The sequence below is a fragment of the Streptomyces sp. NRRL F-5135 genome (genome assembly GCF_000719775.1).
In the GTDB taxonomy this organism is placed as follows: domain Bacteria; phylum Actinomycetota; class Actinomycetes; order Streptomycetales; family Streptomycetaceae; genus Streptomyces; species Streptomyces hebeiensis.
This window is the reverse complement of the sequence record NZ_JOHR01000014.1, coordinates 90,757-116,990: the sequence shown is the minus strand read 5'-3', so window position 1 is coordinate 116,990 and position 26,234 is coordinate 90,757. Positions and strand designations below refer to the sequence as shown.

The 26,234-nt window shown below is 72.6% G+C and carries 25 protein-coding genes; 20 read left to right on the top strand and 5 right to left on the bottom strand.

The annotated features are described in order from the left end of the window. Positions 1 to 38: 38 nt before the first annotated feature. Complete coding sequence (locus IG02_RS0124530; RefSeq protein WP_078854781.1) at positions 39 to 746, bottom strand: nucleotidyltransferase family protein; 708 nt, start codon at positions 744 to 746, stop codon at positions 39 to 41. A gap of 267 nt (positions 747 to 1,013) precedes the next feature. On the opposite strand from IG02_RS0124530, the gene IG02_RS0124525 reads away from it, so the two are divergent. After that, positions 1,014 to 1,334 (top strand): DUF5955 family protein, encoded by a 321-nt coding sequence (locus tag IG02_RS0124525; RefSeq protein ID WP_030752103.1) that lies wholly within the window; start codon positions 1,014 to 1,016, stop codon positions 1,332 to 1,334. A 96-nt stretch (positions 1,335 to 1,430) separates the two neighbouring features. Here the strand turns inward: IG02_RS0124525 and IG02_RS0124520 are convergent, their stop codons facing one another. Next, positions 1,431 to 2,243 carry an IclR family transcriptional regulator gene (locus tag IG02_RS0124520; RefSeq protein ID WP_030752100.1) on the bottom strand — a complete coding sequence of 271 codons (813 nt, stop codon included), beginning with the start codon at positions 2,241 to 2,243 and terminating at the stop codon, positions 1,431 to 1,433. Positions 2,244 to 2,857: 614 nt separating this feature from the next. Between IG02_RS0124520 and allB the strand changes: the two genes are divergently transcribed. The 5 genes from allB to IG02_RS0124495 all read left to right on the top strand — a co-directional run bounded on the left by allB (position 2,858) and on the right by IG02_RS0124495 (position 8,661). After that, positions 2,858 to 4,228 carry an allantoinase AllB gene (allB, locus tag IG02_RS0124515; protein ID WP_030752097.1) on the top strand — a complete coding sequence of 457 codons (1,371 nt, stop codon included), beginning with the start codon at positions 2,858 to 2,860 and terminating at the stop codon, positions 4,226 to 4,228. Continuing rightward, entirely contained in the window at positions 4,225 to 5,415 is a 1,191-nt protein-coding gene (gene alc, locus IG02_RS0124510) for an allantoicase (protein ID WP_078854780.1), read from the top strand. Before allB ends, alc begins: the two co-directional genes overlap by 4 nt. Before the next feature lie 127 nt (positions 5,416 to 5,542). Next, entirely contained in the window at positions 5,543 to 6,772 is a 1,230-nt protein-coding gene (locus IG02_RS0124505; protein WP_030752082.1) for a sensor histidine kinase, read from the top strand. Further along, positions 6,769 to 7,458, top strand: a complete 690-nt coding sequence (locus tag IG02_RS0124500) for a response regulator (RefSeq protein WP_030752079.1) — start codon at positions 6,769 to 6,771, stop codon at positions 7,456 to 7,458. The genes IG02_RS0124505 and IG02_RS0124500 overlap by 4 nt, the downstream gene beginning before the upstream one ends. A gap of 9 nt (positions 7,459 to 7,467) precedes the next feature. Further along, the gene (locus IG02_RS0124495; protein WP_030752076.1) at positions 7,468 to 8,661 is read left to right on the top strand and encodes a cytochrome P450 family protein; all 1,194 of its coding nucleotides are present in this window, start codon (positions 7,468 to 7,470) and stop codon (positions 8,659 to 8,661) included. Positions 8,662 to 8,703: 42 nt separating this feature from the next. Here IG02_RS0124495 and IG02_RS0124490 read toward each other — a convergent pair whose 3' ends face one another. Next, complete coding sequence (locus IG02_RS0124490; protein WP_030752073.1) at positions 8,704 to 9,714, bottom strand: Gfo/Idh/MocA family oxidoreductase; 1,011 nt, start codon at positions 9,712 to 9,714, stop codon at positions 8,704 to 8,706. A gap of 76 nt (positions 9,715 to 9,790) precedes the next feature. Between IG02_RS0124490 and IG02_RS0124485 the strand changes: the two genes are divergently transcribed. The 11 genes from IG02_RS0124485 (at position 9,791) to dgoD (ending at position 21,172) form a co-directional block, all read left to right on the top strand. Next, complete coding sequence (locus IG02_RS0124485; RefSeq protein ID WP_078854779.1) at positions 9,791 to 10,612, top strand: GntR family transcriptional regulator; 822 nt, start codon at positions 9,791 to 9,793, stop codon at positions 10,610 to 10,612. Between the two features lie 278 nt (positions 10,613 to 10,890). Next, the gene (locus IG02_RS0124480; protein ID WP_030752065.1) at positions 10,891 to 11,907 is read left to right on the top strand and encodes a sugar ABC transporter substrate-binding protein; all 1,017 of its coding nucleotides are present in this window, start codon (positions 10,891 to 10,893) and stop codon (positions 11,905 to 11,907) included. Then, a complete protein-coding gene (locus IG02_RS0124475; RefSeq protein WP_078854778.1) occupies positions 11,904 to 12,983 on the top strand; it encodes an ABC transporter permease in 1,080 nt (359 codons plus the stop codon). Before IG02_RS0124480 ends, IG02_RS0124475 begins: the two co-directional genes overlap by 4 nt. Further along, entirely contained in the window at positions 12,980 to 13,909 is a 930-nt protein-coding gene (locus IG02_RS0124470) for an ATP-binding cassette domain-containing protein (RefSeq protein ID WP_051765668.1), read from the top strand. The genes IG02_RS0124475 and IG02_RS0124470 overlap by 4 nt, the downstream gene beginning before the upstream one ends. 304 nt (positions 13,910 to 14,213) lie before the next feature. After that, positions 14,214 to 15,377 carry an ROK family glucokinase gene (locus IG02_RS0124465; protein WP_030752056.1) on the top strand — a complete coding sequence of 388 codons (1,164 nt, stop codon included), beginning with the start codon at positions 14,214 to 14,216 and terminating at the stop codon, positions 15,375 to 15,377. Further along, entirely contained in the window at positions 15,374 to 16,027 is a 654-nt protein-coding gene (locus tag IG02_RS0124460) for a hypothetical protein (RefSeq protein ID WP_420707789.1), read from the top strand. Before IG02_RS0124465 ends, IG02_RS0124460 begins: the two co-directional genes overlap by 4 nt. Before the next feature lie 285 nt (positions 16,028 to 16,312). Next, positions 16,313 to 17,701 (top strand): MFS transporter, encoded by a 1,389-nt coding sequence (locus IG02_RS0124455; RefSeq protein ID WP_051765666.1) that lies wholly within the window; start codon positions 16,313 to 16,315, stop codon positions 17,699 to 17,701. A gap of 6 nt (positions 17,702 to 17,707) precedes the next feature. Beyond that, positions 17,708 to 18,634, top strand: a complete 927-nt coding sequence (locus IG02_RS0124450; protein WP_234314894.1) for a sugar kinase — start codon at positions 17,708 to 17,710, stop codon at positions 18,632 to 18,634. Beyond that, positions 18,631 to 19,374, top strand: a complete 744-nt coding sequence (locus tag IG02_RS0124445) for an IclR family transcriptional regulator (protein WP_030752045.1) — start codon at positions 18,631 to 18,633, stop codon at positions 19,372 to 19,374. The genes IG02_RS0124450 and IG02_RS0124445 overlap by 4 nt, the downstream gene beginning before the upstream one ends. After that, complete coding sequence (locus IG02_RS0124440; protein WP_030752043.1) at positions 19,371 to 20,030, top strand: bifunctional 4-hydroxy-2-oxoglutarate aldolase/2-dehydro-3-deoxy-phosphogluconate aldolase; 660 nt, start codon at positions 19,371 to 19,373, stop codon at positions 20,028 to 20,030. The genes IG02_RS0124445 and IG02_RS0124440 overlap by 4 nt, the downstream gene beginning before the upstream one ends. Then, positions 20,027 to 21,172: a galactonate dehydratase gene (gene dgoD / locus IG02_RS0124435; protein WP_030752040.1), complete on the top strand. Its 1,146-nt coding sequence runs from the start codon at positions 20,027 to 20,029 to the stop codon at positions 21,170 to 21,172. The genes IG02_RS0124440 and dgoD overlap by 4 nt, the downstream gene beginning before the upstream one ends. 271 nt (positions 21,173 to 21,443) lie before the next feature. Here dgoD and IG02_RS0124430 read toward each other — a convergent pair whose 3' ends face one another. Continuing rightward, positions 21,444 to 22,157 carry a FadR/GntR family transcriptional regulator gene (locus tag IG02_RS0124430; RefSeq protein WP_030752038.1) on the bottom strand — a complete coding sequence of 238 codons (714 nt, stop codon included), beginning with the start codon at positions 22,155 to 22,157 and terminating at the stop codon, positions 21,444 to 21,446. Positions 22,158 to 22,751: 594 nt separating this feature from the next. Between IG02_RS0124430 and pcaC the strand changes: the two genes are divergently transcribed. The 3 genes from pcaC to IG02_RS0124415 all read left to right on the top strand — a co-directional run bounded on the left by pcaC (position 22,752) and on the right by IG02_RS0124415 (position 25,671). Then, positions 22,752 to 24,053 carry a 4-carboxymuconolactone decarboxylase gene (gene pcaC / locus IG02_RS0124425; protein ID WP_030752035.1) on the top strand — a complete coding sequence of 434 codons (1,302 nt, stop codon included), beginning with the start codon at positions 22,752 to 22,754 and terminating at the stop codon, positions 24,051 to 24,053. A gap of 102 nt (positions 24,054 to 24,155) precedes the next feature. Then, a complete protein-coding gene (locus tag IG02_RS0124420) occupies positions 24,156 to 24,788 on the top strand; it encodes an MBL fold metallo-hydrolase (protein WP_030752032.1) in 633 nt (210 codons plus the stop codon). Positions 24,789 to 24,891: 103 nt separating this feature from the next. Beyond that, positions 24,892 to 25,671: an exodeoxyribonuclease III gene (locus IG02_RS0124415; protein WP_030752029.1), complete on the top strand. Its 780-nt coding sequence runs from the start codon at positions 24,892 to 24,894 to the stop codon at positions 25,669 to 25,671. 125 nt (positions 25,672 to 25,796) lie between these two features. Here IG02_RS0124415 and IG02_RS42255 read toward each other — a convergent pair whose 3' ends face one another. Further along, entirely contained in the window at positions 25,797 to 25,973 is a 177-nt protein-coding gene (locus IG02_RS42255; RefSeq protein WP_199814081.1) for a hypothetical protein, read from the bottom strand. Between the last annotated feature and the right edge of the window lie 261 nt (positions 25,974 to 26,234).

Sequence of the window (26,234 nt, the reverse complement as noted above, 5' to 3'; positions counted from 1 at the left end):
TTCTGTTTGGTGGATAGTAGTTTCCTCATTGTGGAAGCTCAAGGCTGCCGTGGCGCTCCGGGCGCCCCGGACGGGCGCGGCGGCGGTCCCTGTTCCAAGTGCCTGAGATCGTCCGCCGTGTCGATGTCGTACGCCTGCGCGACGTCCCCGCACTCGACCGTGCGGATCGAGTCCCCCCGGGCCCGCAGATAGTCGCGTGCCCCGCGATCGCCCCGCGCACCCGCCGCCACGCCCGCCCAATGGCGGGCGCCGAACAGCACAGGGTGGCCGCGCCTCCCCTCGTACGCGGCCGACACGATCGAGTCCGGGGTCCGGTACGCGGCCACGACCCTGGCCACCGCCCGCGCGTCGATGCCCGGCTGGTCCACCAGCAGGACGACCACCGCCTCGGCCGTCGTACCGGCGGCGGTGAGCGAGGCGAGCCCGGCGCGCAGCGAGGAGCCCATGCCCTCGGCCCAGCGGGGGTTGTCGACCAGTACGCAGCCGGACAGGCCGGCCCGGTCCCGCACCTCGGCGGCCGCCGCTCCCAGCACCACGTGCACGGGGCCGCAGCCCCCGGCGCGCAAGGCGTGGGCGGCGTGCTCCACGAGCGGCCGGCCCCGGTGCTCCAGCAGCGCCTTGGGTCGCCCGCCGAGCCGCCGCCCGCCGCCGGCGGCGAGCAGCAGTCCGGCGACGGCGGCGGGCCCGGGGCTGCCGGACGCGTTGGGTGTTTCGGATGTGACCGATGCGTTGGGTGTGGCTGTCATGCGTCCTGCATACTCCCTCGCCGCCGCGTCCCGGGGACGGGCGGGCGTACCGCCGGTCACCCGCCCGCGCGCGTGGCCACGGGCATGTGCCGGTGGCAATGGACACGACTGCGCAGGGTGCCAGGTGGATTTACCCACCGTAATGCCGTTAACTTGCCCGCGGACCTTGGCGCTTGACCACCGTCAGGGAACCGGCATACGAGCTCGCGGGGCGAGCGTGGACATGCCCGCACGACGATGCGGCGGGCGGAAGCAGGGGGAAAGGCATTGTTGCGGAGCGTGGAGCAGACGTCGGCGACGGAGAACGGCACGGACCCGAGGGTGGCGCGACTGCACGCGGCCGTCTCCCGGCTCCGGCGCGAGCTGGCGGGACACCCGGCCGAATTCCCGGACCGGGCCATCGCGGAGGACGAGCTGGCCGCCCTGGCCGCGATGGCCGCGAGCGGTGTCCCCGAGGTCTCCCGGATGAGGCGTTCACTGCTGTTGATCGTGGGGTCGATCGGGTCCGTCAGCGCGCTCGGAGCGGCGCTGATGGGGGTACGGAGCGCGGTCGACCTCTTCGGAGAGCTGCCCGGCGGGCCGCGCTGAGCCGGCCGGGAGCGGTGGCCCGCCGGGGAGCGGGCGTGCCGGGAGCGACGGGTCGGGTGACTGCCGTACCACCGCTGACCGCCGTACGGCCGGACGTCACGCCTGCGCTGCCGTGTTCGCCAGCGCCTGCGACAGCTGCCGCGCGACCTCCTGGAGTACGGGGACGATCCGCTCCGTGGCCTCCTCCGTCACCCGGCCCGACGGGCCCGAGATGGAGATGGCGGCGGCCGTGGGGGAGTCGGGCACCGGCACCGCCAGGCAGCGGACCCCGATCTCCTGCTCGTTGTCGTCCATCGCGTACCCCGCGGCGCGCACCTGTTCCAGAGCGGAGAGGAAGGCGTCGGGCGTGGTGATCGTCTTCTCGGTGGCGGCCGGCATCCCCGTACGGGCCAGCAGGGCGCGGACCTCCTCCGGCGGGGTACGCGCCAGCAGGGCCTTGCCCACCCCCGTGGAGTGCGGCAGCACCCGGCGGCCGACCTCCGTGAACATCCGCATCGAGTGCTTCGAGGGAACCTGGGCCACATAGACGACCTCGTCGCCGTCCAGCAGCGCCATGTTCGCCGTCTCGCCGGTCTCCTCGACCAGCCGCGCCAGATACGGCCGCGCCCAGGTGCCGAGCAGCCGGGACGCCGACTCCCCCAGACGGATCAGGCGCGGCCCGAGCGCGTACCGCCGGTTGGCCTGCTGGCGTACGTAACCGCAGGACACGAGCGTGCGCATCAGCCGGTGGATGGTCGGCAGCGGCAGCCCGCTGCTCACCGACAACTCGCTCAGCCCGACCTCGCCCCCGGCGTCCGCCATTCGTTCGAGCAGGTCGAAGGCGCGCTCCAGGGACTGGACACCACCACTGCCACCGCCGGCCGAGGCGGACTTGGTGGCGTCGGTGGTGCTGGCGCGGGACGACGGCACGGCATGGGTCCTTTCGGGCAGGCGGAGCGGACGGGACCGGGCGGTGCGCACGGGGCCGGACGGGCGTGGCTCTCGCGGCACGCCCGTCCGGCAGCCTAGCGGTCCGTACGGCCGGACACCGGGGCAGCGGTAGGCGATCTCCGCCGGTCAGGCCCGTTTGTCCGTGTCCGGCCGGCCGGGGAGCGGCGGGGCGACCTTGACCCGGTCCGGGCGCCGGGGAAGACTCCTTCAACGGCGCCGGTGACGTCCGGGGCGCCCACGCCCACCGAGGCCGACTTGGCCGGTGTACCCGCAACGCCCCGGTCAGGCCCGTTCGCCGGCGGGTGAGCCGAAGGCCGGGGCGCCCGCCACTTTCCGGCCGGGCACGTCCGCCGGCGAGTGAGCCGAAGGGGCACGCCGCTGTCGAAAGGGAGAGCGCGCGGAGGCTCCGAGGAACGAGGAGCCGAGCACGGTCGACCGTCGACAGTGGCATAGAGCGCCCCGGAGGCGAACCGAGCCCTCAAAAAGAGGCCGCGCGCGGCGGTCACCGAACGCCCCGGCCCCTGTCGGGGGTTTTCCAGCCGCCTCCCGGGCCCGCGCCCCCGGAGGCGAACCGAGCCCTCAAAAAAAGGGGTGTGTGCGCTGTGAACCTGGTCCTGCGGTCGACCCGCGTCGTCACCCCTGCGGGCACACGCCCCCTCTCGATCGCCGTCGCCGACGGCCGCATCGCCGCGCTCCTGCCGTACGGCGCCGAAGTCCCGCCCGGCGCCCGGCTGGAGGACGTGGGGGACGACGTCGTGCTCCCCGGCCTCGTCGACACCCACGTCCATGTGAACGACCCGGGCCGTTCCGAGTGGGAGGGTTTCCGTACCGCCACCCGGGCCGCGGCGGCGGGCGGGATCACCACGTTGGTCGACATGCCGCTCAATTCGCTGCCGCCCACCACCACGACCGCTCATCTGCGCGCCAAACAGGCGGTCGCCCGGCGGGCGGCCCAGGTGGACGTGGGCTTCTGGGGCGGTGCCGTACCGGACAACCTGGCGGATCTCCGGCCGCTGCACGACGCCGGGGTCTTCGGCTTCAAGTGCTTCCTGTCCCCGTCCGGTGTGGCCGAGTTTCCCGAGCTCGGCCCGGCGGAGCTCGACCGCGCGCTCACGGAGATCGCCGGTTTCGACGGGCTGCTGATCGTGCACGCGGAGGACCCGGGCGCACTGGCCGCGGCGCCCGCGCGCCCGGGCCCCGCCTACGCGGACTTCCTGGCGTCCCGGCCGCGCGGTGCCGAGAACGCGGCGATCGAGACCCTGATCACCGTCGCGAGACGGCTCGACGCCCGGGTGCACGTCCTGCACCTGTCGTCGTCGGACGCGCTGCCCCTGATCGCCGCCGCCAGGAGCGAGGGCGTACGGATCACCGTCGAGTCCTGTCCGCACTTCCTCACGCTCACCGCCGAGGAGGTTCCGGACGGGGCCACCGAGTTCAAGTGCTGTCCGCCGATCCGGGAGGCCGCGAACCAGGACGCGCTCTGGCAGGGGCTCGTGAACGGCACCATCGACTGCGTCGTCTCCGACCACTCGCCCTGCACCGCCGATCTCAAGACGCCCGACTTCGCCACCGCGTGGGGCGGCATCTCCTCGCTCCAGCTCGGGCTGCCGGCGGTCTGGACCGAAGCGCGCCGGCGCGGGCTGCCTCTGGACGATGTCGTCCGCTGGATGTCGACCGGGCCGGCGGAACTCGCGGGACTCGCCTCCAAGGGGGCGATCGAGGCGGGCCGTGACGCCGACTTCGCGGTCCTCGCCCCCGAGGCCACGTTCACCGTCGACCCGGCGGAGCTGCACCACCGCAACCGGGTGACGGCGTACGCGGGGAAGACCCTGTACGGCGTCGTCCGCTCGACCTGGCTGCGCGGCAGCCGGATCTTCGGTTCCGATGTGTTCGGCGCCGGTGTCCCCGGTCGCCGTCTCTTCGCCGAGCCGCCCTCCGGCCGACTGCTCGAAAGGACCTCATGACCGCGCCGGCTCCCGTCCCCCCGACCACTGCGGCCACGGCCCCGGCCACCGCCGTGCCCCCCGCTCCCGCCGTCCCGACGTCGTTCACCGGCGCCGCGGCCCCGTACCGCGGCGGCGACCCGTACGCCGACTACCGGACGGCGGACCTCCCCTTCACCCACCTCGTGGATCTCGCGGACCGGCGCCTGGGCGCTTCCGTGATCGCCGCGAACGACGAGTTCTTCGCCGAGCGCGAGAACATGCTGAAGCCGGGCCCCGCCGCGTTCGATCCGGAGCGCTTCGGCCACAAGGGCAAGATCATGGACGGCTGGGAGACCCGGCGCAGGCGCGGCACGGACGCCGGGCGGCCCCACCCCGCCGAGGACGACCACGACTGGGCGCTGGTACGGCTCGGCGCGCCCGGGGTCGTCCGCGGGATCGTCGTGGACACGGCCCATTTCCGGGGCAACCACCCGAAGGCCGTCTCGGTCGACGGCACCTCGCTGCCGGGGGCGCCGTCGCCGGACGACCTGCTGGCGGACGAGGTGACCTGGACGCCGCTCGTCCCGCGCACGGACATCGGCGGTCACGCGGCCAACGGCTTCGCCGTCGACGCGGAGCGTCGCCTCACCCACCTGCGGGTCCGCCAGCACCCCGACGGCGGGATCGCCCGGCTGCGGGTGTACGGCGAGGTGGCACCGGACCCGGGCTGGCTCGCGGCCCTCGGTACGTTCGATCTCGTGGCGCTGGAGAACGGCGGCCGGGTCGAGGACGTCTCCGACCGCTTCTACTCACCCGCCGTCCACACCATCCTGCCGGGGCGCTCCCGGAGGATGGACGACGGCTGGGAGACCCGGCGCCGCCGGGACCGGGGGCACGACTGGATCCGGTACCGGCTGGCCGAGCAGGGGGAGATCCGTGCGGTGGAGATCGACACCGCGTATCTGAAGGGGAACGCGGCGGGCTGGGCGTCCCTGTCCGCGCGGGACGACGGCCCGGCGGCGGACGACTGGACGGAGGTCCTGCCCAGGACCCGGCTGCAGCCGGATACGAACCACCGCTTCGTGCTGCCGGCCCCGGTGGTCGCCACGGAGGTGCGCCTGGACATCCTCCCGGACGGCGGAATCTCCCGGCTCCGCCTGTTCGGCTCCCTCACGGACGCCGGCGCGGCCCGCCTGACGGCCCGCCACCGCCGGCTGGGCGGCTGAATCCGGCCGGTCCGGCCGGACCGGCCGCCCAGGGGCCCGGTGACCGAAGTCGGTACCTGCGCGACTTTGGTGGCCGCCTCGCCGCCGCGCGCCCGGCACCGCGCCCGAGCTGCGTAGATTGGGCGCCATGACACGTACGGAGTACCCCTGGCTGCTCCCCGCCGAGCTGATCGGCGCGGACGGCCCCGAGCTGCCCGGCGACCGGGGCCCGGCCCGGACGCGCCGTACCGTGCGGGACTGGTGCGTGGACACCCTGATGTTCCTCGTGGCCGCCGCCATCGGCCTGCTCGCCGTCGAGTCGACCGAACAGGCGGGCAACAGCGAGACCGTCGTCGTCGTCGACCTGCTCGTGGGCGGTCTCGCCTGCTGCGCGCTGTGGGCGCGGCGGCGCCGGCCGACGGAGGTCGCCGTCGTGCTGGCCGTGGTGTCCGCCGTCGCCCCCGCCGCCTCCGCCGCCGCGCTCGCGAGCCTGTTCGGGGTGGCCGTGCACCGGCCGCTGCGACCCGTGCTGGTCGTCGGCGGGCTGTCGCTCGTGGCGGGCAGCGCCCAGACCGTCCTGCGGCCCGACCCGTCCGTGTCCCTGTACGCCGCGCTGGCCGCCACCGTCGTCATGCTCCTGCTCGCGATCGGCTGGGGCCTGCTGGTGCGGGCCCGGCGCCAGCTCGTCGTCGCGCTGCGCGAGCGGGCCCGCCGCGCGGAGGCCGAGGCGGAACTGCGCGCGCAGCAGGCGCAGCGGCTCGCGCGAGAGGCCATCGCCCGGGAGATGCACGATGTGCTCGCCCACCGGCTGACACTGCTCAGCGTTCACGCGGGCGCCCTCGAATTCCGGCCCGACGCCCCCGCGCCCGAGGTCGCGCGGGCGGCCGGGGTGATCCGGGACAGCGCCCACGAGGCGCTCCAGGACCTCCGTACGATCATCGGCGTCCTGCGGGCACCCGGCGCCGCCGACGAGGGCGAGCGCCCCCAGCCCACGCTCGCCACCCTGGACGACCTGGTCGCCGAGTCCCGCGCGGCCGGGATGAAGGTCACGCTCGACCGGCGGATCGGGGACCAGGCCGCCGTCCCCGCCGCCCTGGGCCGTACGGCGTACCGCATCGCGCAGGAGGCCCTGACCAACGCCCGTAAACACGCGCCCGGCACCGAGGCCACCGTCGAGCTGGGCGGTGGCCCCGGCGACGGGCTCACGGTCGCGGTGCGCAACGAGGCGCCCCTCGGCGAGGCTCCGAAAGTGCCCGGGTCCGGCCAGGGGCTGATCGGCCTGACCGAGCGCGCGGCGCTGGCCGGCGGGCGGTTCGAGCACGGTCCCACGGACGACGGCGGGTTCACGGTCCGTGCCTGGCTACCGTGGACGCCATGACCATCCGGCTGATCGTCGTCGACGACGACCCACTCGTGCGCGCGGGACTGACCCTGATGCTCGGCGGCGCCGACGACATCGAACTCGTGGGGGAGGCGGCCGACGGCGCCGAGGCCCTGGCCCTCGCCGAGCGCGCCGCGCCCGACGTGGTGCTGATGGACATCCGGATGCCGGGCATGGACGGGCTGACCGCCACGGACGCGCTGCGCCGGCGCCCGGACGCCCCGCACGTCCTCGTCCTGACCACCTTCCACGCCGACGAGCAGGTGCTGCGGGCGTTGCGCGCCGGCGCGGCGGGCTTCGTGCTCAAGGACACGCCGCCCGCCGAGATCGTCACCGCCGTACGGCGGGTGGCGGCCGGTGACCCGGTGCTCTCGCCCGCCGTCACCCGCCGGCTGATCGCCCAGGTGGCGGGGGCGCCCGCCGACGACCGCAGGAACTCCGCGCTGGCCCGGCTGGCCATGCTCGCCGAACGCGAGCGGGAGGTCGCGCTCGCTGTCGGACAGGGCCGCTCCAACGCGCAGATCGCCGCCGAGCTCTATATGAGCGTGCCCACCGTCAAGGCTCACGTCTCCCGGGTGCTGGCCAAGCTCGGTCTCAACAACCGTGTCCAGATAGCGCTGTTGGCGCACGACGCGGAGCCGGCCGCGGAGGAGGGGGGCGCCCCGCCCCGCCCCGGCCCGTAGGCTGGGCCCATGGCCATCATCGAACTCGCGGCGTTGGGCGCGGACTTCACCGCCGACCCCCATCCGTTCTACGCGAAGCTGCGCGACGCGGGCCCCGTCCACGAGGTGCGCGGCGCGGACGGCGGGCGGTTCTGGCTCGTGGTCGGGTACGAGGAGGCCCGCGCGGCCCTCGCCGATCCCCGGCTGTCCAAGTCGATGGCCACGGTGGGCGGCCATGAGGCTGCGGAGTCGATCATGGGCCCCCATGTGCTGGTCCTCGACCCGCCGGACCACACCCGGCTGCGCAAGCTGGTCGCCCCCGAGTTCACCACACGCCGCGTCGAGGCGCTGCGCCCGCGCATCCAGCGGATCGCCGACGAACTGCTGGACGCGGCGGTCCCGGCGGGCAGCGGCGACCTGGTCGACGCGTTCGCCTTCCCGCTGCCCATCATCGTCATCTGTGAGCTGCTCGGAATCCCGCCCGGCGACCGGGAGAGCTTCCGAGCCTGGTCGAACAAGATCCTCACACCGACCGGACCGGACGACGCGCGGGAGGGCTCCCTGCTGCTCCGCGCGTACCTCGACGACCTCATCGAGGACAAGCGCCGCTCGGAACCCGCCGACGATCTGCTCTCCACCCTGCTGCGGACGCGTGCGGAGAACGGCGACCGGCTCTCGGCGGAGGAACTACGCGCCTCGGCGTACCTGCTGCTGATCGCCGGTCACGAGACGACCGTCAACCTGATCTCCAACGCCACCCGGTCACTGCTCACCCATCCCGCCCAGCTTTCCGCGCTGCGGGCCGACTTCGGACTGCTCGACGCGACGATCGAGGAGGCCCTGCGCTACGAGGGTCCGGTCGAGACGAGCACGCTGCGGTTCACGCTGGAACCGGTGACGATCGGGGACACGGTCGTCCCGGAAGGCGACAAGGTCCTGGTCTCACTGGCGGCGGCGAACCGCGATCGGACCGTCTTCCCGGCCCCGGACACCTTCGACATCAGGCGGTCGGAGCAGCCGGGCCGGAGCCGCGGCCATGTCGCCTTCGGCCACGGCATCCACTTCTGTCTGGGCGCGCCGCTGGCCCGGCTGGAGGCCCGGATCGCCCTGCGCACGCTGCTGGAACGCTGCCCGGACCTGGCGCTCGACACGACGGCGGGACCGTACGAATGGCTGCCGGGCCTGCTGCTCAGAGGAGTGCGCGAGCTGCCGGTGCGGTGGTAGGGGCGCGCCCCGCGCCGTGGTCGCCCCGTGGTCGCCCCTGCCTCAGTCGTCGGCGCCCGGGATCTCCGTCAGCGCCACGGGGCGGCGCTCGCGCCGGGAGAGTTCGCACGCCTCCGCGATCCGCAGCGCGTGCAGCGCCTCCCGGCCGTCGCACGGATTGGCCAGCTCTCCGCCGACGACCTGGAGGAACGCGTTCAGCTCCGCCTCGTACGCCGGGGCGAACCGCTCCAGGAAGCCGGGCCACGGGTTGTCGCAGGGCGGCGGGCCCTTCGGCTCGGTGGAGGTGATGGGCGTACGGTCGTCCAGGCCGACCGCGAACTGGTCCAGCTCACCGGCCAGTTCCATCCGCACGTCGTACCCCGCGCCGTTGCAGCGGGTCGCCGTGGCCGTCGCGAGCGTGCCGTCGTCCAGGGTGAGCACGGCGGCCGCCGTGTCCACGTCGCCCGCCTCCCGGAACATCTCCGGCCCCGCGTCCGAGCCCGTCGCGTACACCTCCACCACCTCGCGCCCGGTGACCCAGCGCAGGATGTCGAAGTCATGGACCAGACAGTCGCGGTAGAGACCGCCGGACAGCGGCAGGTAGGCCGCGGGCGGCGGCGCCGGGTCCGAGGTGATCGCCCGGACCGTGTGCAGCCGCCCGAGCCGGCCCGACCTGACGAGTTCGCGCGCCGCGCCGTACCCCTCGTCGAAGCGGCGCATGAACCCCAGCTGCAGCAGCGTGCCCGCCGACTCCACCGCGCGCAGCGCGCCCAGCGTGCCCGTGAGGTCGAGAGCGATCGGCTTCTCGCAGAAGGCGGGCAGCCCCGCCCGCGCCGCGCGGGCGATCAGGTCGGCGTGGGAGGCGGTGGCCGAGGCGATCACGACGGCGTCCACGCCCCAGGAGAAGACCTCGTCCACCGAGGGGGCGGCCGTCGAACGGGTCCGCTCGGCGACCCGCGCCGCCTGTGCGGAGTCGGTGTCCGCGACCACCAGGGAACCGACCTCGCGGTGCCGGCTGAGCACGTCAGCGTGGAAAGTGCCGATACGGCCCGTGCCGATGAGTCCGATGCGCATGGCCATAAGGTGGCCGGGCAAGGTCACGGTGTCAAGCGTTTGTCCTGACAACCGGACTTCTCGACTTCCGGTCAACATGCCGGGCGACTACGCTCGCCCCGTGTCCCATCAGCCGAGATCAACGCACACCGGACAGGACGGCCCCGCCCCGGACCCGCACGCGTCCCTCCCGCTCACCGTGGACCGCACCAGCCCCGTCCCGCTCTACTTCCAGCTCGCGCAGCAGCTGGAGGCGGCCATCGAACAGGGCCGGCTGGCCCCGGGCAGCCTGCTCGGCAACGAGATCGACCTGGCGGGCCGGCTCGGGCTGTCCCGCCCCACCGTCCGGCAGGCCATCCAGTCCCTCGTCGACAAGGGGCTGCTGGTGAGGCGTCGCGGGGTCGGCACCCAGGTCCTGCACAGCCAGGTGCGCAGGCCGCTCGAGCTGAGCAGCCTCTTCGACGACCTGGAGGCCGCCGGTCAGCGGCCCACCACCCGGGTGCTGCGCAACACGCTGGTGCCCGCGCCCGCCGAGGTCGCGGCGGCGCTCGGGGTGAGCGAGGGCACGGAGGTGGCGTTCGTGGAGCGGCTGCGGTACGCGCACGACGAGCCGATGGCGTATCTGCGCAACCACCTGCCCGCGGGCCTGTTCGCGTGCGACACCGAACGGCTGGAGGCGACCGGCCTGTACCGGGTCATGCGGTCCGCGGGCATCACCCTGCACAGCGCCCGGCAGCGGGTCGGCGCCCGGGCGGCGACCGCCGCGGAGGCCGAGCGGCTGGCCGAGCCGGCCGGGGCACCGCTGCTGACGATGGAGCGGACGACGTTCGACGACACCGGCCGGGCCGTGGAGTTCGGCTCGCACACGTACCGCGCCTCGCGCTACACCTTCGAATTCCAGCTGCTCGTCCGCCCTTGAGGAGGTTCGGACACATCCCTTGACGGGCGGTGCCGCCCTCGCTAGAACTCCTCGGGAGCGGTGCGGGGCCTCGGACGGGCGGGCGGGACCGGTCCGGACCGGCCCGCGCGGACGGGCCCGCGCCCGGACTCGTTTCGATGCCCCTGGTAACCGAAGACCGGTGCCCAGGTACCCGATGACCGGACGCTGAACCGCGATGAACCATACTTGGGCGGCCGGGCCGGCAGGGAACGCGTTCCGGCCGCACCGAGGAGCACCAGCGAGAAGGGCACGGCGTCGTGGCAAGGGTTCGGACAGGGGTACGCGCGGTATGCGCCGTGCTCGCGGCGGCACTCGGGGTGTCCGCACTCGCGGGGTGCAGCAGCACCGGCGGCAAGCGCGCCGAGGATCGGGCCAAGCAGGCCGCCGCCGAGGGACGGTCCGCCGTCGACACCCCCAAGTGGACGGTGGCCATGGTCACCCACTCGGGAGACGGCGACACGTTCTGGGACATCGTCCAGAGCGGCGCCAAGCAGGCCGCCGTCAAGGACAACATCAACTTTCTCTACGCGCACAGCGACGAGGGCCAGCAGCAGGCCCAGCTCGTGCAGTCGTACATCGACAAGGGGGTCGACGGTCTGATCGTCACCCTCGCCAAGCCCGATGCCATGAAGGGCGTGGTCGCCAAGGCCGTCAAGGCCGGGATCCCGGTGATCACCGTGAACTCCGGTACCGAGCAGTCCAAGGCGTTCGGCGCGCTCAGCCACATAGGCCAGGACGAGTCCATCGCGGGCGAGGCCGTCGGCGAGGAGCTGAGCGAGCGGGGCAGGAAGAAGGTGCTCTGCGTCATCCACGAGCAGGGCAACGTCGGCCACGAGCAGCGCTGCGGCGGTGCGAAGAAGACCTTCGACGGGACGCTGCAGAACCTGTACGTCGAGGGCACCAACATGCCCGGTGTCCGGGCGTCCATCGAGGCGAAGCTCCAGGCCGACCCGGGTATCGACGCCGTCGTCACCCTGGGGGCGCCCTTCGCGGACGCCGCCGTACAGGCCAAGAAGACGGCGGGCAGCAAGGCCGAGATCGACACCTTCGACCTCAACGCCAAGGTCGCCGCCGAGCTGAAGTCCGGCACGCTGGGCTTCGCCGTCGACCAGCAGCCGTACCTCCAGGGGTACGAGGCGGTCGACCTGCTCTGGCTCTACCGGTACAACGGCGATGTGCTGGGCGGCGGCCGGCCGGTGCTGACCGGACCGCAGGTCATCACGCGGAAGGACGCCGCGGCGCTGGAGGAGTACACGAAGCGGGGGACGCGATGACGGCGACCGCGTCACCGGCGCGGGGCACGCCGGAGGGGCCGCGGGTGACGGCGGGGGGTGGCGACGAGCGGCTGCTCCGTGTCTCGCCCCTGCGCCGGCTGCTCGGCCGGCCCGAGCTGGGCGCGGTCGTCGGCGCCGTGGCCGTCTTCCTCTTCTTCTCCTTCACCGCGGACTCCTTCCTGCGGCCGTCCAGCATCGGGACGGTGCTGTACGCGGCGTCCATCCTCGGGATCATGGCGGTGCCGGTGGCGCTGCTGATGATCGGCGGGGAGTTCGACCTGTCGGCCGGCGTGATGGTGACCAGCTCGGCGCTGATCTCCTCGATGTTCAGCTTCCAGATGACGGCGAACGTCTGGGTCGGGGTCCTGGTGTCGCTCCTGGTCACGCTGGGCCTCGGGGCGTTCAACGGGATCATGCTGACGCGGACGAGGCTGCCGAGCTTCATCATCACGCTGGGCACGTTCCTGATGCTGACCGGCCTCAACCTGGGCCTGACGAAGCTGATCAGCGGCACGGTCTCCACGAAGACCATCGGCGACATGGAGGGCTTCCCCGCCGCGCGGAAGCTCTTCGCCTCGTCCCTGACCATCGGGGGCGTCGACCTGAAGGTCACCATCCTGTGGTGGGCGGCGCTGGTGGCGCTGGCGAGCTGGATCCTGCTCCGTACCCGCTACGGCAACTGGATCTTCGCGGTCGGCGGCAACGCGGACGCGGCGCGCGCCGTGGGCGTCCCGGTCCGGGGGACGAAGATCGGGCTCTACATGGGCGTGGCCCTGTGCGCCTGGGTGGCGGGGCAGCACCTGCTGTTCTCGTTCGACGTCGTCCAGTCCGGGGAGGGCGTCGGCAACGAGCTCAAGTACATCGTCGCGGCCGTCATCGGCGGCTGCCTGATCACGGGCGGCTACGGCTCGGCCGTGGGGTCCGCGGTCGGCGCGTTCATCTTCGGCATGACCGACAAGGGCATCGTGTACGCGGAGTGGAACCCGGACTGGTTCCAGTTCTTCCTGGGCGCGATGCTCCTGCTGGCCACCCTGCTCAACGCCTGGGTACGCAAGCGCGCGGAGGCTTCACGATGACGGCTGGGACAGCTGAGACGGCCGGGACTGGCGGGGCGGCGGAGACTGGTGGGACCGCCGGGACGGCTCTGGTCGAGCTCGACGGCGTGGCCAAGTTCTACGGCAACATCCGCGCCCTGGAGGGCGTCTCGCTGGAGGTCCACGCCGGCGAGATCAGCTGTGTGCTCGGTGACAACGGCGCCGGCAAGTCCACCCTGATCAAGATCATCGCGGGGCTGCACCGGCATGACGCGGGCGACCTGCTGATCGACGGGGTCACGACCACCCTCGGCTCGCCGCGCGAGGCGCTGGACCGCGGCATCGCCACGGTCTACCAGGACCTGGCCGTCGTTCCGCTGATGCCGGTGTGGCGCAACTTCTTCCTCGGCTCGGAGCCCACGAAGGGACGCGGCCCCTTCAAGCGGCTCGACGTGACCCTGATGCGCGAGACCACGCGCGCGGCGCTGCTGCGCATGGGCATCGACCTGCGCGACGTCGACCAGCCGATCGGGACCCTGTCCGGCGGGGAGCGGCAGTGCGTGGCGATCGCCCGCGCCGTCCACTTCGGCGCGAAGGTGCTGGTCCTGGACGAGCCGACCGCGGCGCTGGGCGTGAAGCAGTCCGGGGTGGTGCTCAAATACGTGGCGGCCGCGCGGGACGCGGGCCTGGGCGTGGTGCTGATCACCCACAACCCGCACCACGCGTACCTGGTCGGGGACCGTTTCGTACTGCTCAAGCGAGGCGCGATGGCGGGCAGCCATACGAAGGACTCGATCACGCTGGACGAGCTGACGCGCCAGATGGCGGGCGGCTCGGAGCTGGAGGAACTGAGCCACGAACTGGAACGGGCGACGGGACCGGAGCCGGACGTGACGGCGTCGAACGTCTCGGCGTCGGACGGGACGGCACCGGGCGAGGCGTCCGGGAAGCCTCTGCGACCCGCCTGACGTCGCCGTACGGCCCGTGCCGGGCGCGAGGAGCGCCGCGCGCCCCGCACAGCCCCCGGGCTCTGTTCGGGCCGCTCGACGCCCGCGCCCGGGGCGGATGGCACAATCTGCGACGGCGGGCGCCGTCCGCCGCCGGTGCCCGCCCGGGCCAGCCGGCCCCCGACCCCGCAGGGACGACACCACTCGTGCGAGTACCCAGGCCGTGTGTCAGAAGCAGCGCCGTCCGCCCCCGGGGCGGGCCCCGGCGTGTCCGGCCCGCTGTCCGGGGTGGCGCACCGGCGGCCGACGCCGGGGGGCGGACCCGATGAGCACCTACCGTGACTTCGCCGCCGCCCACCGCGGCGCCGCCCGCGCCACCGTGCTGCGTACCGTCGGCGCCAGGGAGCGCCGCTCCCTGCTCACCGCGCCCCGCGTCCCGACCGTCGGCATCGACATCGGCGGTACGAAGGTGATGGCCGGGGTCGTCGACCCCGACGGGATCATCCTGGAGAAGGTCCGCACGGAGACGCCGGACAAGTCCAAGAGCCCACGGGTCGTCGAGGACACCATCGTGGAGCTGGTGCTGGACCTCTCCGACCGCCATGACGTGCACGCGGTCGGCATCGGCGCGGCCGGCTGGGTCGACGCCGACCGGTCCAAGGTGCTCTTCGCGCCGCATCTCGCCTGGCGCGACGAGCCCCTGCGCGACGCGCTCTCCGCGCGGCTCGCGGTGCCCGTGATGGTCGACAACGACGCCAACACCGCCGCCTGGGCCGAATGGCGCTTCGGCGCGGGCCGGGGCGAGGACCACCTCGTCATGATCACGCTGGGCACCGGCATCGGCGGTGCCATCCTGGAGGACGGCCAGGTCAAGCGCGGCAAGTTCGGGGTCGCCGGGGAGTTCGGCCATATGCAGGTCGTGCCCGGCGGCCACCGCTGCCCCTGCGGCAACCGCGGCTGCTGGGAGCAGTACAGCTCCGGCAACGCCCTCGTACGGGAGGCCAGGGAGCTGGCCGCCGCCGACTCGCCGGTGGCGTACAACATCATCGACCGCGTCAAGGGCAACGTCCACGAGATCACGGGCCCGCTGATCACCGAGCTCGCCCGCGAGGGCGACGCCATGTGCATCGAGCTGTTCCAGGACATCGGACAGTGGCTCGGCGTCGGCATCGCCAATCTCGCCGCCGCCCTCGACCCGTCCTGCTTCGTCATCGGCGGTGGCGTGAGCGCGGCGGACGACCTGCTGATCGGGCCCGCCCGGGACGCGTTCCGCCGCCATCTCACCGGCCGTGGCTACCGCCCCGAGGCGCGGATCGTCAAGGCGCAGCTCGGCCCCGAGGCCGGCATGGTCGGCGCCGCCGATCTCGCCCGTCTGGTGGCCCGCCGCTTCCGCCGCGCCAATCGCCGCCGCGTGGAGCGCCACGAACGGTACGAGCGCTACGCGCAGGCCATCCGTACCGCCCGCTCGACCCAGGGGCCGCCGTCATGACCGTGGACCGTACCCCCGCCGCCGTGGACCGCACCCCGGCGGCCGCCGACCAGGTTCCGCCGGCCGACGGGCAGCCGGCGTCCGGAGAAGGCCCGCCGGCCGCGGGCGGCGGCAGGCCCCCCGAGGACCGCCGCCACCGCAATCGCCGCCGCTGGCTGACGGCGATCGTCATCGTCCTGCTCATCGGCATCCCGGCCGGCTATCTGGTGATCTCCGCGGAGCAGAGCCGGGACAGCGGCCGGAACAAGCAGGTCGAGTCCTCGGCCACCGGTCTCCAGCCGACGCGCCCGTCCAGGATGAAGCAGCGCGTCTTCGAGGTGCCGATTCCCCACGGGGCCACCCGTGTGCGCTACTTCGAGACGAGCAACTGGAAGACCAGCCGGCTGTACGTGCAGTTCGACGTGACCTCCGCGCGGCTGGACGGCTTCCTGAGCGAGCTGGGGACGAGCCGGTCGGCGCTCGAGGACGGCTCCGTCACCATCACCCCCCGCGACCGGCGCACCGTGGGCTGGAACTTCGATCTGCCGGGCCACCACTGGGCGGGCGTCCGCCATGTCCAGCAGGACCCGCGGCCCAGCCAGGACGTCGTCGTCGATCTGACCGACCCCGGCTTCCCGCGCGTGTACGTCGTCTCCACGACCACCCCCTGACGCCCCCGGGGCCCGGACGGTCCGGCGGCCGTCATCCGTCCGCCTGCGTCGGGGCGGGCGCGAGCGGACCGATGACCGCAGGACGCCGCCGGGCGTGTTGTTCGTGCTCTGTAGCGGAATGCGGTGGGAGGTCCTGCCGCCGGTGAAGGGGCAGGCGGGCCGTCCGCGCCGCGAGCCACGGGCAGTGTCGTGCAACATGCGCACAAACAGTGTGTGTTCTGCTCAGCAGCGGGTTGACTGCGCCGAAACACTTCGGCAGGGCACCTGCCGTGCAAAGGAGCACGCATGCCGGACAACCCCGTGGTCGAGAGAGCCGGCGTCGACCACGATCCCCAGCGCCGGACACGGCGCCGCAACGCCATGGCCGCCGTGGTGGGATCCGTCCTGGAGTGGTACGACTTCTTCCTGTTCAGCACCTCCGCGGCGCTGGTGTTCAACAAGATCTACTTCTCGGGTGAGTCCGAGTTCGTCGCCACTCTCGCCTCGTTCGCCACCTTCGCCGTCGGTTTCGCCGCACGTCCCGTCGGCGGGCTGATCCTGGCCCACTTCGGCGACCGCTGGGGACGCAAACCGGTGCTGATGGTGACACTGCTGATGATGGGCTTCGGCACCCTGGCCATCGGCGTGCTGCCGACGTACGAGCAGATAGGCGTGTGGGCACCCGCGCTGCTCGTCGCCTGCCGGATTCTGCAGGGACTCGGTGTCGGCGCCGAACTCGGCGGGGCCTATGTGTGGACCACCGAGAGCGCCAAGCCGGGCAACCGGGGCCTTTACGCGTCGCTGCCCGGCGCCGGCGAGTTCCTCGGCGTGGTGTGCGCGTCCGGATCCATGGCGGTCGTCGCCTCGCTGCCCGAGGAGCAGTTCCTCAGCTGGGGGTGGCGGCTGCCCTACCTTGCCTCGGTGCTCGTGGTGATCGGCGGCGTCGTCCTGCGGTACGTCTCCGAGGAGAGCGAGAGCTTCCAGGACGCCGTGGCCGAGGGAAGGACGGAGAAGGCTCCTCTGGTGAAGGCGGTCCGCCACCACGGCCGGCGGATTCTGCTCATGATCGGTGCCGGCTGTGCCACCGCCGTCGCCTCGTACTCGATCCAGGGCTACCTGCCCGCCTACGCCACCCAGGAGCTCGGGCTGCCGAGCAACGTGGCCGTCATCGCCATCACCGTCGCCTCCGCCGTCTCCATCCTCGGTGTGCCGCTCTGCGGCTGGCTGTGCGACCGGATCGGCCGGCGCCCGCTGATGATCGCCGGCGGTCTGGCCATCGCCGTGTTCGCCGGACCGTTCTGGCTCCTGGTGGGCACGAAGTCAACGCCACTGATCGTGATGGCCGTGGTCCTCGGGTTCGCCGTCATGCTCAATTCGATGATCTTCGGACCGGCGGGCTCGTTCTTCTCCGAGCTGCTGCCCACCGAAGTCCGCTACACCGGTCTGGTCCTAGCCCGCGAAACCACCGCCGTGCTCTTCTCCGGCACGGCGCCGTTCATCGCCACCCTGCTGGTACACGCGGGCGGCGGAAGCCCATGGCTGCTGGCCGGATACATGGCCCTCTCGGGAATCGTCACCGCCGTGTCGGTGCTGCTGCTCCCGGAGACCGCGCCCCGCGCCCTGCGCCGCAAGGCGCTCAGGAGCGGCGCCGGGGACGGCCGCGCACCGGCCGACAACGAGTACACAGAGGTGTGAGAAGAAGTGGCAGAGCCAGAAGTGCTGTGCGTCGGTGAGGCCATGGTCCTGGTGGCCCCCGCGCGGGGCGAGCGTCTCGCCACCGCACGCGGTGCGGCCATCGGGGTCGCCGGAGCCGAGTCGACCGTCGCGCAGTACCTTTCCGACCTCGGCCACCGCACCGCGTGGGCGAGCCGAGTGGGCACCGACCCACTGGGGGAGCGGGTGCTGGCCGCGATCGCGCGCTCAGGCGTCGACGTCGGCCACGTCGAGCGGGACCGCTCGGCACCGACCGGTGTGTACTTCAAGGACCCCGGCCCGGAGGGCACCCGGGTGCACTACTACCGGACCGGCTCGGCCGCCTCCAGGATGACCCCCGCCTATCTCGACCGCCTCCCGTTGTCCACGGCGCGCCTGGTGCACCTGTCCGGGGTGACGCCCGCCCTGTCGGACGGCTGTGCCGCGACATCGACAGCCTTGTTCGAACGCGCGCGTGCGGCCGGGGCGAGCTGCTCGTTCGACGTCAACTACCGGGCCGCACTGTGGAGTACGCGGCAAGCCGCCGGGCCGCTGCTCGCCCTGGCACGCCAGGCGGACGTCGTCTTCGTCGGCCTGGACGAGGCCCGGCACGTCTGGGGAACCGGGACCGCCGAGCAGGTGCGAGAGCTGGTCGGGCCCGGGGTGCGTCTCGTGGTGAAGGACGCGGACATCGGCGCCACGCACTTCCCGCCCGGGGGCGGCCCGGCCGTCTTCGTCCCCGCGAACCCGGTCGAGGTGGTCGAACCCGTCGGTGCGGGGGACGCCTTCGCGGCCGGTTACCTCTCCGCCTGGCTGCGCGGCGCCGAGCCGGCCGACCGGCTGCGGTTCGGTCACCGGTTGGCCGCTTTCGCCCTGGGCGTGGTCGGGGACCACGCGGACGCCTCCGTCCTGCGTACGACGGGGGCCGCCGGATGAGCCAGACCGTGGAACGCGCCATCCGTGTCCTGGAGCTGATCAGCGAGAGCCCCCGGCATCCGGTGGACGTCGCCGCGAGCCTGGACGTCCACCGGACCACGGCGCTGCGCCTGTTGCGGGACCTGTGCCAGGGCGGGCTCGCCCGGAAGCGGGAGGACGGCTCGTTCGCCGTCGGCTACCGGCTGGCCGGCCTGGCGCAGTCCGCACTCGAACAGTTCGATCTGCGGACCATCGCCCACCCGCACCTGCTGGAGCTGGGCCGCAAGCTCCGCCTCACCGTGCACATCGCCACCGTCGAGGAGGGCCGCGTCTTCTACGTCGACAAGGTCGACCCGCAGAGTGGGGTACGGCTGTACTCGCAGATCGGCAAACCAGTCGTGCTGCACACCTCCGGCGTCGGCAAGGTGCTCCTGGCCTACATGCCCGCGGAGGAGCGCGCCCATGTCCTGGACGGCTACGCCTACGAGCGGTTCACCGACGCGACGGTGACGACCGCCGACGACTTCGCCGCCCAGCTGCGCGAGATCCGCGGACGCGGCTGGGCGACGGACGACGGAGAGTACGAGCCCTTCATCAACTGCGTTGCCGTCCCGGTCCGGGACGGCACGGGCGCGGTGCGCACCGCCCTGTCCGTCACGGCGCTGAAAGCGCAGGTCGACCTCGCCCGGCTGCAAGAGCTGCTGCCGACGATCCGGACCACCGCCCACACCATCTCCCGAGCACTTGGCTGGACCCAATGACCATGGACCCAGTGGCGACGAACCACACCACCGCACACGACCGGCTGTTCCAGGAGGCGTTCGAGAACATCCCCCTCATGGCGATCCTGCGCGGTTTCGACCCGCAACGCACGGTGGAGGTGAGCCGGCGGGCCTGGGAAGTCGGCATCCGGCTCGTCGAAGTGCCCGTCCAGAGCGATGCCGCGGTAGCGGCGCTGGAGGCGGCGGTGGCAGCCGGCGAGGAGCACGGCGCCGCGGTGGGCGCCGGCACGGTGACCACCCTCGACCGCCTGGAGCGAGCTGTGGCGGCCGGGGCACGCTTCACCGTCGCCCCCGGGTTCTCCCGCGAGATCGCGGAGGCTTCGCTCGCCGCGGGCCTGCCGCATCTGCCGGGCGTGGCGACCGCCACCGAGATCCAGCAGGCCCGAGCGCTCGGTCTGACCTGGCTCAAAGCCTTCCCCGCCACCGATCTCGGGTCCGGCTGGATCACCTCGATGGCCGGCCCGTTCCCCGAGGCTCGCTTCGTGGCGACCGGAGGCATGGGCCCGCGGAACACCCTGGAGTTCCTCGACGCCGGAGCCGCCGCCGTCTCGCTCGGCTCGGCCCTGGCCGACCCCGCCCAGTTCGAGCGGCTTCCCAAGCTGATAGAGGACCTCAACCGAAAGGCACAACGATGAGGATCACGGCACTGGAGACCTTCTCCGTCGCACCACGCTGGCTGTTCCTGGCCATCCGTACCGACGAGGGGATCACCGGCTGGGGCGAACCGGTGATCGAAGGCCGCTCGGCCACCGTCGCGGCCGCCGTCGAAGAGCTCTCGGACTACCTCATCGGCGAGGACCCGTACCGGATCGAGGACCACTGGCAGGTGCTCACCAAAGGCGGCTTCTACCGCGGCGGCCCGATCCTGTCCAGCGCGGTGGCCGGCATCGACCAAGCACTGTGGGACATCAAGGGCAAGGCCCTCGGCGTGCCCGTCTACGAGTTGCTCGGCGGCGCGGTGCGCGACCGCATGCGGACCTACTCCTGGATCGCCGGCGACGAGCCGGACCGGGTCGCCGAGCACGCCCGCGAGCGCATGGAGCAGGGATTCGACGCTGTCAAGATGAACGGCACCGGCAGAGTGCGCGCCCTGGAGTCCAAGGCCGAACTCGACATGCTGGTGGGCCGCGTCGCCGCCGTGCGAGAGGCCATCGGCGACGCGGCCGACATCGCCGTCGACTTCCACGGGCGCGTTTCCCCCGCCCTGGCCCGCGAGGCCTGTCGTCTGCTGGAGCCGCTGCACCCGCTCTTCGTCGAGGAGCCGATCGTGCCCGAGCTGACCGGCGACTTCGCGCGCGTCTGCGCCTCCACGGTCGTCCCGATCGCCACGGGCGAACGGCTGTACTCCCGCTGGGACTTCCGCGAGGTTCTCGGATCCGGCGTCGCCGTCGTCCAACCCGACCTGTCACACGCGGGTGGCATCTCGGAGGTCCGCAGAATCGCCGCGATGGCCGAGGCGTACGGCGTCACCCTGGCCCCGCACTGCCCGCTCGGGCCGATCGCTTTCGCCGCCTCCTTGCAGATCGACTTCGCCACACCCAATGCCCTCATACAGGAAACGAGCCTCGGCATCCACTACAACGCCGACCACGACCTGCTGGACTACCTCCTCGACACCAGCGTCTTCGACTTCGCCGACAGCCACATCGCCCGACCGACCGGCCCCGGCCTGGGCATCGAGATCGACGAGAACGCCGTACGCGAGGCCGCCGAGGCCGGTCAGCGGTGGCGCAACCCGATATGGCGCCATGCCGACGGCTCCTTGGCCGAGTGGTAGGAGCGACCCGATACGAGCATGCGTCGCACACGTCCGCCGACGGGGGCGGGTCCTCGTCGGCGGACGTGCGGCCGGAGTTGAGATCGCGGGGCGAGTCCGCCCGACCGCGTCGCGCGGTGGCGCTGTCAGCCAGGGTGAACAGGTCGTGTGCCGCCCGGATGAACCGGTAGCCCGGCGCGGAGGACCTCGGTGGCCCCCGGTTTGACGGTCCCGAGCGCCCGCCGGCTGTGGGATCGCGCCGTCTCCGTCCTCACGAGTGTGTCGCGATCTGTCAGTGTGTCGCGATCTGTGCACGGGCGAGCTGGTCGAGGTCTGTGAGGGCCTTGGCGAGCAGGCTCAGCATGGTGAGTTCGGCGCGGGTCGGGTCCTGGTCGCGGATGGCATCGAGTACCGCGCGGTGGCCGGGAACGGGGTCGTCGGCGCCGCCGTGGCTGTGAACCACGCGGTCACGTTCCCTCAGGCTGGGTTCCAGGAGCATGTCCATCCGCCGCAGCAGTTCGTTGCCGGTGGAGGCGAGCAGCGCGCGGTGGAAGGCCGTGTCGGCCTCGGCGGCGGCCGCGGAGTCCACCTTCGCCTGTCCCATGGCTTCCAGGGCGGCTTCGAGGGCGGCCAGGTCGGCGTCGGTGCGGTGCAAGGCGGCCCGGTGCGCCGCGGCGGGTTCGATGATGGCGCGGACGTCGGCGAGGTCGCGCAACAGCTGGGTGCCGTCGCCCGCCTCCATCCGCCAGCGGATGACATCGGCGTCGAGAAGATTCCACTGTGCGCGTTCCCTGACGAAGGTGCCGCGCTTTTGCCGTGCGTCGGTCAGGCCCTTGCCGGCGAGGACCTTGAGCGCTTCGCGCATGACGGTCAGGCTCACGTCCAACTCCGCTCCCAGGGCGCCGATGGCCAGGGTCTCGCCCTCGGCGATCTCACCCCTGACAATGCGCGCACCGAGTGAGTGCACGACCTGTCCGTGCACACCACGGCCGGAGTAGGACGCCATGCGGTTCTCCTCGGGTTGGAAGGCTGACGGGGCGCTTGCCGGGGTGGTGGGTGAGCCTTCGGCGAGCTTGGCGTGTCGTCGTCCCCAAGTCCACCGGTGAACATTATATATGAATACATTGTGACAGAGGGTTGGGTCGACCTGACGATGACTTCACCCCGATCAGCGACGACCACGCCGTCGACTGCCTCCGGAGCCGGCGATGACTGAGCTGGGCCGCCGGTCGGTGCTCAAGGCAGGGGCGGCCGCGGGGCCGGGGCTTCTCGCCGCACCGGCGCTCGCGGGATGCGGCTCCGGTTCGGCCGGCTCGGCACCCTGATGAAGCCGTCTACGCCGTACACCCCACCAGCATCGGGGCGCGCGTACCGTACGGGGCAGGAAGAAGGCTCACCGTGGACGCCACCCTCAAGACCGTCATCGGCCGCGACGGCGGTGACCTGCGAGGAGACCGGAGAGGTGCTGCAGGGCACGGCTGGACAGATCGACGTATACCTGGGCTTTCGTCGGCAGGTCCGGCAGTGCCGGAGCGGGCCATGGCCCGCTAGGTCCACCCCGGCGATGTGACATCTCGTGACAGATGAGAGGGTCTGGCGGGTGAGTGAGACACCGACGCGCACCCTGCAATACCGCTTTGACGGGCCGGAACAGGCCCCGGTCCTGGTCCTTGGTCCCTCACTCGGTACCACATGGCATATGTGGGACCGGCAGGTCCCCGAGCTGGCCCGCCAGTGGCGGGTCCTCCGGTTCGACCTGCCCGGTCACGGGGGCGCGCCCGCCCATGCCGCCACCAGCGTCCCGGAGCTGGCGGAGCGGCTGCTGGCCACGCTCGACGGGCTCGGGGTGCAGCGCTTCGGATACGTCGGGTGCTCCATCGCCGGTGCCATCGGCGCGGAACTGGCACTGCGCAGACCCGACCGGATCGCCTCGCTCGCGCTGGTGGCCGCCTCGCCCCGGTTCGGTACGGCCGACGAGTTCCGGCAGCGGGGCGTGATCGTCCGGGCCAACGGTCTGGACCCGATGGCCCGCACCGCACCCGAGCGCTGGTTCACCCCCGGTTTCGCCGCCGCTCAGCCGGCCATCGTCGAATGGGCCGTCCAGATGGTCCGTACGACCGACCCCGGCTGCTACATCGCCGCGTGCGAGGCGCTCGCCGCCTTCGACATCAGGGCGGAGCTGGGCCGGATCGGGGTGCCCACGCTGGTGCTGGTCGGCGCCGAGGACCAGGTCACCGGACCGGCCGAGGCCCGTACCCTGGTCGCCGGGATACGGGACGCCCGGCTGGCGCTGGTCCCCGGGGCCTCCCACCTGGCACCCGTCGAGCAGCCGGCGGCGGTCACCGACCTGCTCGTCCACCACTTCTCCACCGCCTGGTACAACCCGTCCGACACCGCCACCGGGCTCACCGTGATGCCCGACCGGCCGGCCGGGCCGGCGGCCTCCGCCGCGGTCGGCCCGGTCGCCGAGATAGCCCCCGCCCCGGAGCAGCCCGCGGCCGTCCCCGCGGGGCGGCCCGACCCGTACGACGCGGGGATGCGGGTCCGCAGGGAGGTCCTCGGGGACGCCCACGTGGACCGCGCCGCGGCCACCGCGGCGGCGGACGGGTTCGGCGGGGACTTCCAGGAGTTCATCACCCGCTACGCCTGGGGCGAGGTCTGGACGCGGGACGGCCTGGACCGCCGTACGCGCAGCGCCGTGACCCTCACCGCACTGGTCTCCGGCGGTCACCTGGACGAGCTGGCGTTCCACACCCGCGCCGCCCTGCGCAACGGGCTCACCCCGGACGAGATCAAGGAAGTGCTGCTCCACGCGGCGATCTACTGCGGCGTCCCCGCCGCCAACACGGCGTTCAAGGTCGCGGGCGCGGTGATCCGGGAGGAGACCACGCCCGACGCGTAGCAGGATGGCGGGGGGAAAGCCGGGAGGGAGGAGGACGGGGCGCGCCTCGTCCCGTACGCCCCGCGCGGCGAACGACGCACAGGAACGAAAGGGTGGTCAGCGGTGCGGTTCACCAAGAAGACGCATGCCTGTGTCCGGCTCGAGAAGGACGGGCGCACGCTCGTCATCGACCCCGGCGCCTTCACGGAGGAGGACGCCACGGACGGCGCGGACGCCATCCTCATCACGCACGAGCATCCGGACCACTTCGACGAGGGCCGGCTCAGGGCCGGTCTCGACGCCCGTCCGGGCGCCGAGCTGTGGACGCTGCGCAGCGTCGCCGAGCGGGTCTCCGCCGCCTACCCCGGGCGGGTCCACACGGTCGGCGAGGGGGACACGTTCTCGGCGGCCGGCTTCGACGTCCGGGTGTACGGACAACTGCACGCCGTGATCCACCCCGACCTGCCGCGCGTCACCAACGTGGGTTACCTGGTGGACGGCTCGCTGTTCCACCCGGGCGACGCGCTGACCGTTCCCGGCCACCCGGTGGAGACCCTGTTGCTGCCCCTCCAGGCGCCCTGGAGCAAGATCTCCGAGGTGATCGAGTACGTGCGCGAGGTCAAGCCCGTGCGCACGTACGACGTCCACGACGCCTTGCTCACGGAGCTCGCCCGGCCCGTCTACGACACCCACCTCGGCAATCTGAGCGGTGCGGAGCACCACCGGCTCGCCCCGGGCGGTTCCGCCGACCTGTGAGGACCTGTGAGGAGCCGGGAGGACCTGTGAGGAACCGCCGCGGACCGTGACCCCGCGTGACGGCCGTGCCGTGACTGTCGTACCCCGCCGATAGGCTGTTTTCATGCGCATCGCCACCTGGAACGTCAATTCGATCACCGCCCGGCTGCCCCGGCTGCTGGCCTGGCTGGAGAGCAGCGGCCCCGATGTGCTCTGCCTCCAGGAGGCCAAGTGCACCGAGGAGCAGTTCCCCGTCGACCGCCTCCGGGAGCTGGGCTACGAGAGCGCGGTCAACGCGACCGGCAGGTGGAACGGGGTGGCGCTGCTGTCCCGGGTCGGCCTGGAGGACGTCGTCAAGGGCCTGCCGGACGGCCCGGACTACGAGGGCGTTCAGGAGCCCCGGGCCGTCTCCGCCACCTGCGGACCGGTCCGCCTCTGGTCGGTCTACGTGCCCAACGGCCGCGAGGTCGGTCATGGTCACTACGCGTACAAGCTGCGCTGGCTCCAGGCGCTGCGCGCGGCCGTCGCCGCGGACTCCGCGGGCGCCCGGCCGTTCGCCGTCCTCGGGGACTTCAACGTCGCGCCGACGGACGAGGACGTGTGGGACCTCTCCCGCTTCGAGGGAGCCACACACGTCACCCCGGGCGAGCGGGCGGAACTCGCCGCCCTGCGCGAGGGCGGCCTGTCCGACGTGGTGCCCCGGCCGCTCAAGTACGACCATCCGTACACCTACTGGGACTACCGCGAGCTCGGCTTTCCCAAGAACAAGGGCATGCGCATCGACCTGGTGTACGGGAACGGGCCCTTCGAGGCGGCTGTCAAGGACAGCTATGTGGACCGCGAGGAACGCAAGGGCAAGGGCGCCTCGGACCATGCTCCGGTGGTCGTGGATCTCGACGTCTGAGATGTCCGGGACATCTGGCACGCTCTTGCGCGAGCGGCCGAGTCCCCGTCCGGCGCGCGTCGCACGGGGCTGACACGCCTCCGCGGCGACGGGCGGGGGCCCGTGCCGCCATGCCGCCGCGTCGCTCAGGGGAAGAACATGATCCCGAACGCGGCCACGACGATGATGGCCAGGATGATCAGGACGATCGTCCACGTCCCCCGGTGCGCCGCCGGCTGCCCGCCCGTCCCGCCGCGGGGCCGGTCCTCCGGGAGCCGCGCGTGCTCCGGCCTGTCCCGGGTGTAGAAGTCGTTGTCGCTCATGAGATTCCCCTTGGTCGAGGCCGGCAGGGCCACGTCCGGGCAGGGGCCCTGCGGAGTGCGCTGTTCCGCCGTTTACCCGTGACGAGAACGCGTAGACGTCCACGCGCCGCTCGCTCAGGATGTCTCGGACAGCGCTCCCTACTCCTTATAAAGTATGACCAATCGGGCGAAAAGTCGCGGGTGAGGGAACGCGTCCCTCGTTGGGCGCGTCTTCCCTGCCACGAGCGGGGACAGGCTGGTTACGGCGGAGCGCCGGACACG

Bases quoted from the DNA above. Each gene is read 5' to 3' on its own strand.
- IG02_RS0124495 (WP_030752076.1), top strand. From the start codon at position 7,468: ATGGCCATCATCGAACTCGCGGCGTTGGGCGCGGACTTCACCGCCGAC.
- IG02_RS0124475 (WP_078854778.1), top strand. From the start codon at position 11,904: ATGACGGCGACCGCGTCACCGGCGCGGGGCACGCCGGAGGGGCCGCGG.
- dgoD (WP_030752040.1), top strand. From the start codon at position 20,027: ATGAGGATCACGGCACTGGAGACCTTCTCCGTCGCACCACGCTGGCTG.
- IG02_RS0124490 (WP_030752073.1), bottom strand. From the start codon at position 9,714: ATGCGCATCGGACTCATCGGCACGGGCCGTATCGGCACTTTCCACGCT.
- IG02_RS0124530 (WP_078854781.1), bottom strand. From the start codon at position 746: ATGACAGCCACACCCAACGCATCGGTCACATCCGAAACACCCAACGCG.
- IG02_RS0124485 (WP_078854779.1), top strand. From the start codon at position 9,791: ATGCCGGGCGACTACGCTCGCCCCGTGTCCCATCAGCCGAGATCAACG.
- IG02_RS0124470 (WP_051765668.1), top strand. From the start codon at position 12,980: ATGACGGCTGGGACAGCTGAGACGGCCGGGACTGGCGGGGCGGCGGAG.
- IG02_RS0124455 (WP_051765666.1), top strand. From the start codon at position 16,313: ATGCCGGACAACCCCGTGGTCGAGAGAGCCGGCGTCGACCACGATCCC.
- IG02_RS0124505 (WP_030752082.1), top strand. From the start codon at position 5,543: ATGACACGTACGGAGTACCCCTGGCTGCTCCCCGCCGAGCTGATCGGC.
- IG02_RS0124460 (WP_420707789.1), top strand. From the start codon at position 15,374: ATGACCGTGGACCGTACCCCCGCCGCCGTGGACCGCACCCCGGCGGCC.
- IG02_RS0124445 (WP_030752045.1), top strand. From the start codon at position 18,631: ATGAGCCAGACCGTGGAACGCGCCATCCGTGTCCTGGAGCTGATCAGC.
- IG02_RS0124500 (WP_030752079.1), top strand. From the start codon at position 6,769: ATGACCATCCGGCTGATCGTCGTCGACGACGACCCACTCGTGCGCGCG.
- IG02_RS0124430 (WP_030752038.1), bottom strand. From the start codon at position 22,157: ATGGCGTCCTACTCCGGCCGTGGTGTGCACGGACAGGTCGTGCACTCA.
- IG02_RS42255 (WP_199814081.1), bottom strand. From the start codon at position 25,973: ATGAGCGACAACGACTTCTACACCCGGGACAGGCCGGAGCACGCGCGG.
- IG02_RS0124440 (WP_030752043.1), top strand. From the start codon at position 19,371: ATGACCATGGACCCAGTGGCGACGAACCACACCACCGCACACGACCGG.
- IG02_RS0124465 (WP_030752056.1), top strand. From the start codon at position 14,214: ATGAGCACCTACCGTGACTTCGCCGCCGCCCACCGCGGCGCCGCCCGC.
- IG02_RS0124415 (WP_030752029.1), top strand. From the start codon at position 24,892: ATGCGCATCGCCACCTGGAACGTCAATTCGATCACCGCCCGGCTGCCC.
- alc (WP_078854780.1), top strand. From the start codon at position 4,225: ATGACCGCGCCGGCTCCCGTCCCCCCGACCACTGCGGCCACGGCCCCG.